The following is a 300-nucleotide window of genomic DNA, read 5'->3' as shown; positions in this document are numbered from 1 at the left end:
GCTTTTGTGCCGCCAGCTTCTCCTGATGCGCCAGAGCCGATGACACATCCGCAAACAGATCAAGCCGCGTTCGCCCCCAGGTGCCCAGGCGCCCCCATGTCCGGCGAACGGCAAATCCGCCGAACAAGGTCGGCTCGACCGACAGGTGATAGAACCGGTTCATGTTCCGGCCCGGGTCCACGCGTTTGAGGAGAAGGAGATGGTCATCTGGTTCCATGACCGCAGTGTCGAAGATCTACGAACAGCGGTCCAATGAATGATTGGAATCGATGGGAAGGAACGGATTCAAATGGATGATGG

At 58.0% G+C, this 300-nt stretch carries 1 protein-coding gene; it reads right to left on the bottom strand.

Annotated elements, in window-relative coordinates:
* The coding region (locus Q666_RS59280; protein ID WP_023002272.1) for a WGR domain-containing protein at window positions 1–217 on the bottom strand (217 nt) is incomplete at its 3' end.
* Window positions 218–300: the final 83 nt, after the last annotated feature.

The organism is Labrenzia sp. C1B70 (genome assembly GCF_000475395.1).
GTDB classification, from domain to species: domain Bacteria; phylum Pseudomonadota; class Alphaproteobacteria; order Rhizobiales; family Stappiaceae; genus Roseibium; species Roseibium algicola.
The sequence above is the reverse complement of the archived record's forward strand: the minus strand, read 5'-3'. Positions and strand labels throughout refer to the sequence as shown.